Origin of the sequence: Paenibacillus sp. OSY-SE (assembly GCF_000283315.1) — a bacterium.
Classification (GTDB): domain Bacteria; phylum Bacillota; class Bacilli; order Paenibacillales; family Paenibacillaceae; genus Paenibacillus_B; species Paenibacillus_B profundus.
Window position 1 is genome coordinate 159570 of record NZ_ALKF01000198.1, and the last position, 6994, is coordinate 166563.

Below are 6994 nucleotides of genomic sequence, written 5' to 3' on the forward strand. Positions count from 1 at the left end.
AACCGCCTTTCTTAACCTTTAAACAACGATTGCAGCGCCTTCTTCATTAAAGAGTCGACGCTCTCGTCAGCATGGACTCGATGCTGCAGGTCATGCCATACCCGATCCAGCTCCGCGTCCGTATATCCGAGCGCCATCAAGGCTTCCCTAGCCTCTCCCCATGCGCTGTTCGCTACGTCATCTCCTGGCACCGCAATATCCATAAACAGCGCGCCGGCGCTCAAATTTATTCCGATGCTGTCGAGCTTGTCCTTCAAATCAAGAATAATACGCTGCGCCGTCTTCTTGCCGATGCCTGGCAGCTTCGTCAAAAAGGCTATATTCTCTTGCTGGATCGCCAACACAACGCTCTCCGGCTTCCCACCGGCCAATATGCCAAGGGCGACTTTCGGACCGACGCCATTCACATCGATCAAGCGGCGGAACAGCTTCTGCTCCTCTCGCGAACCGAAGCCGAATAACAGCATGGCGTCCTCCCGCACATGATGATGCGTATATACGGTAACAGGATCATCGTTCTTAGCAAAAGCATAAGGGTTCGGCGTATACACTCGGTAACCGATGCCTTGTACATCCATTACAATATAATCCGTTTCTAAATGGGCCACCTGCCCGCGCAAAAAATCGATCATGTCCGCGATACTCCGTTCAATTTGTCATTAAGCCCACTGGAATGCGCATGACATATAGCCACAGCAAGCGCATCCGCCACATCATCCGGCTTGGGAACTTCTTTCAGCTTCAAGAATATACGCACCATTTCCTGCACCTGCTTCTTCTCCGCCTTCCCGTATCCGACGACGGCCTGCTTTACCTGCATAGGAGTATATTCTGCAATCGAGATGCCGCGCTTAGCCGCAGCCAATATAGTGACTCCACGGGCTTGTCCCACAGAGAATGCAGTCGTGACATTGCGATTGAAGAACAGCTTCTCTACCGCCATCGCATCTGGTTTATATCTGTCCAGCAGCTCCTCGGCTGCTTCGAACACCTGCAGAAGCCGAGTCTCGGGCGCTGTCGTCGCTTCCGTCTGAATCGAGCCGTACTGTACGGGAACAATCTTGCTCCCTTGTTTATCAACGAACCCAAACCCGACAATAGCAATGCCAGGATCAATTCCTAAAATACGCAAAAAAATCTCTCCCTCACCGATGTCCATGTAACAGTAAGCGAACATATGTGTTCACCCCATTATAACACAGATCGATAGGAAGAGAATGAATCAATAGATACATGTTTTCACGCTATAGATTCTGTTATTTTCCTGCTGTCATTGGTTTCGCACCCGCTTTCGGCTGGCGAAATGCAGCCTTCAGCATCGGAGGTGTGACTAACGTGGTTAGAATGATGACGATGACAATCGGTGTAAAGTACACCTTGTCAAAGAGCGCGCCTTCCAGACCAGTCGTAGCAATAATGAGCGCCACTTCTCCACGGGATACCATTCCTGCGCCGATACCAATGGCACTCTTGCGATCGAAGCCAGTCATGCGAGCCCCGAAGCCACAGCCGAGCAGCTTGGTCAGTATGGCGATGACAGTAAATATAATAATGAAGACGATGTGATCGCCAATCCCTTCGAAGGTTACATTAATGCCGACGCTGACAAAAAATATCGGAACGAATATGCCATACGCAATCGGCTCCAGGCGATGCTCCACCTCGTGTTTGAATTTCGTCTGCGATATGGCGATGCCAGCGGCAAAGGCACCGATAATTCCCGCCACGCCTAGATAATCGGCAAAATAAGAAAACGCAAAGCATATTATAAGCGCTGCACTAATGACCGCTTCGGTCACTCGCAGCGGAGCTAGCCACTTCATAACGTGCGGCACCAAGTAAATGCCCGCTGCGATGGCGACTGCGAAGAACAACACCTTTTTACCGATAATTAGTCCAATCGATGCTTCACCGCCTGCTCCGAGCAAGCTCAGCATAAAGGCGAGCAAAATGACAACGAGAACATCATCCACCACGGCAGCTCCCAATATGGTCGTGCCTTCCCTCGTGCTTAGCTGTCCCAGATCCTTCAATGTTTGTACGGAAATACTTACGGATGTAGCACACAGCAACAGACCGAGGAACATCGATTGATTGTTATCTAGGCCGATCAATAAGCCTCCGCTGTAGCCTCCGATGAACGGCAGAATGACGCCGCCAATCGCTACGGCAAACGCCGCTTTCCAGTTCTTCTTCAACTGATCCAGATCGGTTTCCAGACCGGCGATAAACATAAGCAAAATGACACCGACTTCCGCCATTTCCTTAATGACCTCTCCGTCCATAATCCATCCGAGTACGGCAGGTCCAATGATAATACCGACGAGCAATTTACCAAGTACGGCTGGCTGTCCCAATCGTACGGTAAGCTCTCCCGCAATCTTCGTCGACGCCAAAATAATGAGCAGCATGAGAATTAGTTCCATTGGCATTCCCCTTTCGGCTGTATATATATTATGACCGTAAACCGGTATTTCTCTTGAAACTGTTCAGGGCAATCCATTCCATTTTCACACTCTGATTTAATCGAGCCAACCCCGCCAGGATAAAAAAAGAAGGACTCCGGTTTACGGCGTCCTTCTTTCATTTTTTTTATAAGATTACGTCAATCGACTGGAGTTGGTTTCATCACTTTTTCGGTCTCTTCTACGGCATAATCGCTGAACGTGGACAGTACGCTATGATATTCATCCATGTCCGTAATGCGTATGCCTTGATACAACTGTTTGAGCACTTTAGGCGGAAGAGCGCTCTCCATCGACTCTACATCCAGTTGAAAAAAAGTTCGTATCGCCTTCTGCTTCTGCGGCGGTCCGTCATATAGAGTTAGGTTCCCGTCTTTATCCAATCCAATGTGCGCTTGTTCCTTACAAATTTCCGACATGTCGTCAACTTGCTCCTCTAAAATAACACGGCCGTCACTGTCCATCGAAGTCAGCCAATCCGGATGATTCAGCACGGTTTGAATAATGTCACGCGAGTTCTGTTTGCCTAGCGCTTCATCACTTTTTCCGCAAATGTATTGCTTCCGATGGACGACCTCTCGCTTCTCATCCTTGTTCATCAGCTGATTCAGGACAAGCTGTGTTGACCTATCTAACTTTGTGAATTCATCACCCTGAAGCATTGCAAATGTCTCCAGCGATGGCGTATTATCTTTACCTTCCACCAGATTGCGTATGTTATCCGACAATTGAATACCGATAGTCAAAATCGTAAGAAACAATAGAATGGCTGCCAATGACCAGAGCGGACGCTTCCATCGCCGCAGACGCTTTTTCCATTGCTTCACTCGAAAATAGAACCGTGTATAGGTACGAGGTTCCCGAGCCATAACAATCCCCTCTTACTCTTTTTTTCTTAGTTTGGCCAAATGAAGGGGATGTCTATACTTGCTTGTCTCATTTCATTTATTCGTGCGACGCCGGCAGCCACGTGCCGCGCCGGGCGTTGCGAATAACAGCTGTGACCATAAAGGCTGCCATAAGAAGCAGAGTTGTCATAGCCGCAATTGGCCATGGGAATGGCAGTTCAATATTCATCAGCATCAGTTGGGCTCCCTGCAGCAGCTTGGAAGGCATCCATCCGCTTGACGCCGGAAGCAGGCCCGCTAGAATACTCGTCAACATAGCGGCAGCAAGTGCTGCAAAGGCTGAACCGCCCGCATTATTAATCAGCGCGCTCATAGCTACGGTTAAGCTCGAGATCCATATGAACCAGCCTAGTGCAAGGCAGGCTGCTGTCGCGCCATTTAATATATCCACATGTCCGATCAGCTGTTCCGTGTAATACCATGAGCATAAATAACCAAGCAGGACTGACGGAATCGTCAAGGAGATGGCTCCTGCCCATTTGGCCATCATATAGCTAACATGGGAGATCGGCTTGGTCAACAGTGCGGCAGCCGCTCCCGACTTCACTTCTCCCGATACACACCCCATCAATGCAAGCACAAGTACAAGTACTCCAACCGTGTTAAATTGACTCAGGGTCTGGCCGAGCACCTCTCCTGCCATAGGTGTCGGGATCTGCAGAATCGTGCCTTCCGGCAAACTTCCTGCCATCGATAGTATATCGGGCATAAACTTCATCGTGACAGGCTGAGCAATACCTAAGACAGCAAATACTAGCGGCACCCAAATCCATTTATAATTACGCAGCATCTCCGTGCATTCTTTCCGGTAAAGGACGGACCATGCCTTCATCACTTCACCGCCTTCATAAATAGCTGTTCTAAGGTTGTCACGCCGGCCTCGAATCGTACAAGCGGTATTCTGCGTTCGCGAATCTGCTTCAACAGAAATTCCCTTGCGGCATCGTGATCGCTCACGACTAGCTCCGCTCGTGCGGAGCGTACACTCGCTTCCTTTACGAGCGGCATATCGGCTAACTCTCGCAGCCAAGCAAGAGCTGCCGCCGTATGCTCCACTTCAATCGTAAATAACGGTGATTCCGATTGTTTACGAAGCTCATCCCATTTGCCCTGCATCAATACTTTACCTTGCTTCATAATAATCAGCTCATCACATAAGTCCTCGGCATCGTGCAGCACATGAGTGGAGAATAGAATCGTCGTTCGCCGCTTCAACGATTCCAGCAATGCCATGACCTCACGCCTGCCGATCGGGTCGAGCGCAGACACCGGTTCGTCAAGCACTAGCAGCTCCGGACGCGCGATCATAGCTTGCGCCAAGCCGAGTCGCTGTTTCATACCTCCGGAATATCCGCCAATGCTGCGCTGCCCCGCATGCTCCAGACCGACAGTCTTCATCCATTCATCCGCCGTTACACGAGCTTGACGCTTGCTGCTGCCTGTTAATTCAGCCATCATTTGCAGCCACTCCCGGCCTGTCATCCAATAATGAAAGCTGGGCGACTGCGGCATAAATCCGATCCAGCGTCTCAGATCCCCGCGATGTTCCCGTCCCGCCCCATCGACCATCGCGACTGTCCCGGAGCTTGGCTTGGTCACTCCTGTCAGCATGTGCAGCGTCGTCGTCTTTCCCGCCCCGTTCGGACCGAGAAGGGCCGTGCAGCTTCCGCTTTGTATCGTAAAGTTAACGGCATCCACCGCCTTATGATTGCCATACTGCTTGCTCAATTGTGTAATAATGAACTGGCTCATCTTCTCTCCTTTCTACCTATTAAGAAATAAGCGATGCAACCCGGAATATTTAACACGATAATAATGATAAGCCACAGCCATTTCGGCCCGTTGGTCCATTCTGTCTTGTTCAGCGATACCAGAGCAACTACCATCAAGATGAGCTGCACAACGATAAGTGGCATAATGATATTCCAAGGAATATCCGCCCAAGCCATCTCCATTCGTTATCCCCTCTATTCCATAAAGTAAGTTATTCGCTATCATCCGTATGTCTGTTCTTAGGTATTGTCCTTCTCCATGGCTGAGCTACAAAGAGCACGTACACTAGGGATGGCAGCGGAAAGCTAAGGAAGCCCCACAAGGCCCATAACCACGGATAATAGCCGTGCTTGCGGGCATGCAGAAAAAGCCACGTCCCCTGCGTCACCAATATAGCTCCTAACAGGAACAATGCCCACAACGGAATTGAATTCAGATTATTCATGACGCGCACCTCTTCTGCGTCTTTTCATCACATATCCTCGCATGAGCAATCCCCCTAGGATGCCGACAAATAATACGAGCTGGATCATTACATATACGGAGATATCGGTCACTGCCAATGTAAATCCGCCAAGCAGCATAACTGCAGCTGCCAGCCACAGGACACTTAATTCGCGCCATAACGCGCGCTTCTGCCTTTGCTTGTGTTCCGTTAACATTCCGATAAGAAACGTCTGACTTGGCACGGGCTTCTGTTCGCTATACACATCCAGCTTGGTCCATTGTTCCTTGAGCATAGCTGACCATTCTTCTTCGGTCTCCGGCAATTTCTTATGCTCCATGTTTATCTCAGCTCCTTTCGAATGTGCTCGATGCCGTAAAATACGCGGGATTTTGCAGTGCCTTCGCTACAATTGAGCATTTCCGCTATTTCCGGATAGGAATAGCCGTAATAATGCTTTAATAAGATTGCGGCGCGCTGCTCCGGCGGAAGCTTGCCTAATGAATCAATCATATCCGTCCATTCTTCGTTATGAGCCTCCATCTGGTATCGGAGAGATCGTATCGCCTGTTCTTGCCAGCGCTTCTCCACCTTCTGTCGCCTCGTTAGATCCACATAGATTCGAGTGGCGATCGTAATAAGCCAAGACGAAAACTTGGAAGCGCCGTTATACAAATGTAACTTTTCCATGCTTTTCAACATCGTGTCCTGCACAATATCATCCGTCAATGTTGGATTCATAGTTAGCTTCAGCACATAGCTGCGCACAAATGTGTAATGCTGCTGCAAAAGGAGCGCGAGCGCAGCCGTATCACCAGCTTGAGCACGATCAATGGTATCCTGTTCGGTCAATTACTCTCACGCTCCTTATGATTTATGTTCTAATGACTGCAGTCGCAAGTAATACGAACAAGGCGGTTCAATCGTTCAACGCAGCGCAAAAAAATATGGAACCCCAGTGACCACACTGGAAGATGTATAGAAAAAAAAGGAATGTAAACGAACTGAAAAGACGGATATGAATAGAGGATGCAACCTAGTCAAGAAGTAGTCTATGCCGAATTATGCGAAGAGTAATCGAATACACAAAATAAAATGCAAAAACCGCCGGCATATAACCGACGGTTCTTCATGTTAGTGGTCGGGACGACACGATTTGAACATGCGACCCCTTGGTCCCAAACCAAGTGCTCTACCAAGCTGAGCTACGTCCCGAACATCTTATGGTGCCGGTGAGAGGACTCGAACCTCCACGGTTTCCCTCACGATTTTGAGTCGCGCGCGTCTGCCATTCCGCCACACCGGCTTATGAAGTTATATATGGCGCGCCCTGAGAGATTCGAACTCCCGGCCTTTTGATTCGTAGTCAAACGCTCTATCCAGCTGAGCTAAGGGCGCATATT

At 49.4% G+C, this 6994-nt stretch carries 10 protein-coding genes and 3 tRNA genes; all 13 read right to left on the reverse strand.

Annotation, left to right across the window (positions count from 1 at the left end):
• Positions 1-11 precede the first annotated feature (11 nt).
• The gene (gene ruvA, locus A372_RS0125050) at positions 12-632 is read right to left on the reverse strand and encodes a Holliday junction branch migration protein RuvA (protein ID WP_019423668.1); all 621 of its coding nucleotides are present in this window, start codon (positions 630-632) and stop codon (positions 12-14) included.
• On the reverse strand, positions 629-1132 hold the full coding sequence (gene ruvC / locus A372_RS0125055; protein ID WP_026011283.1) for a crossover junction endodeoxyribonuclease RuvC: 504 nt from the start codon (positions 1130-1132) through the stop codon (positions 629-631). The genes ruvA and ruvC overlap by 4 nt, the downstream gene beginning before the upstream one ends.
• Positions 1133-1256: 124 nt before the next feature.
• Entirely contained in the window at positions 1257-2426 is a 1170-nt protein-coding gene (locus A372_RS0125060; protein WP_019423670.1) for a cation:proton antiporter, read from the reverse strand.
• Between the two features lie 179 nt (positions 2427-2605).
• Positions 2606-3334, reverse strand: a complete 729-nt coding sequence (locus A372_RS0125065; protein ID WP_019423671.1) for a BofC C-terminal domain-containing protein — start codon at positions 3332-3334, stop codon at positions 2606-2608.
• Positions 3335-3410: 76 nt separating this feature from the next.
• Positions 3411-4205, reverse strand: a complete 795-nt coding sequence (locus A372_RS34725) for an ABC transporter permease subunit (RefSeq protein WP_019423672.1) — start codon at positions 4203-4205, stop codon at positions 3411-3413.
• The gene (locus A372_RS0125075) at positions 4205-5125 is read right to left on the reverse strand and encodes an ABC transporter ATP-binding protein (RefSeq protein ID WP_019423673.1); all 921 of its coding nucleotides are present in this window, start codon (positions 5123-5125) and stop codon (positions 4205-4207) included. The genes A372_RS34725 and A372_RS0125075 overlap by 1 nt, the downstream gene beginning before the upstream one ends.
• The gene (locus tag A372_RS0125080; RefSeq protein ID WP_019423674.1) at positions 5122-5328 is read right to left on the reverse strand and encodes a PLD nuclease N-terminal domain-containing protein; all 207 of its coding nucleotides are present in this window, start codon (positions 5326-5328) and stop codon (positions 5122-5124) included. The genes A372_RS0125075 and A372_RS0125080 overlap by 4 nt, the downstream gene beginning before the upstream one ends.
• 29 nt (positions 5329-5357) lie before the next feature.
• A complete protein-coding gene (locus A372_RS0125085) occupies positions 5358-5591 on the reverse strand; it encodes a hypothetical protein (protein ID WP_019423675.1) in 234 nt (77 codons plus the stop codon).
• On the reverse strand, positions 5584-5931 hold the full coding sequence (locus A372_RS0125090; protein ID WP_019423676.1) for a YxlC family protein: 348 nt from the start codon (positions 5929-5931) through the stop codon (positions 5584-5586). Before A372_RS0125090 ends, A372_RS0125085 begins: the two co-directional genes overlap by 8 nt.
• A gap of 2 nt (positions 5932-5933) precedes the next feature.
• Positions 5934-6443, reverse strand: a complete 510-nt coding sequence (sigY, locus tag A372_RS0125095) for an RNA polymerase sigma factor SigY (protein ID WP_019423677.1) — start codon at positions 6441-6443, stop codon at positions 5934-5936.
• Between the two features lie 286 nt (positions 6444-6729).
• A tRNA-Pro gene (locus A372_RS0125100) sits at positions 6730-6806 on the reverse strand.
• 9 nt (positions 6807-6815) lie between these two features.
• Positions 6816-6897: transfer RNA gene (locus A372_RS0125105), tRNA-Leu, on the reverse strand.
• A gap of 15 nt (positions 6898-6912) precedes the next feature.
• Positions 6913-6989, reverse strand: a tRNA-Arg gene (locus tag A372_RS0125110).
• Positions 6990-6994 lie beyond the last annotated feature (5 nt).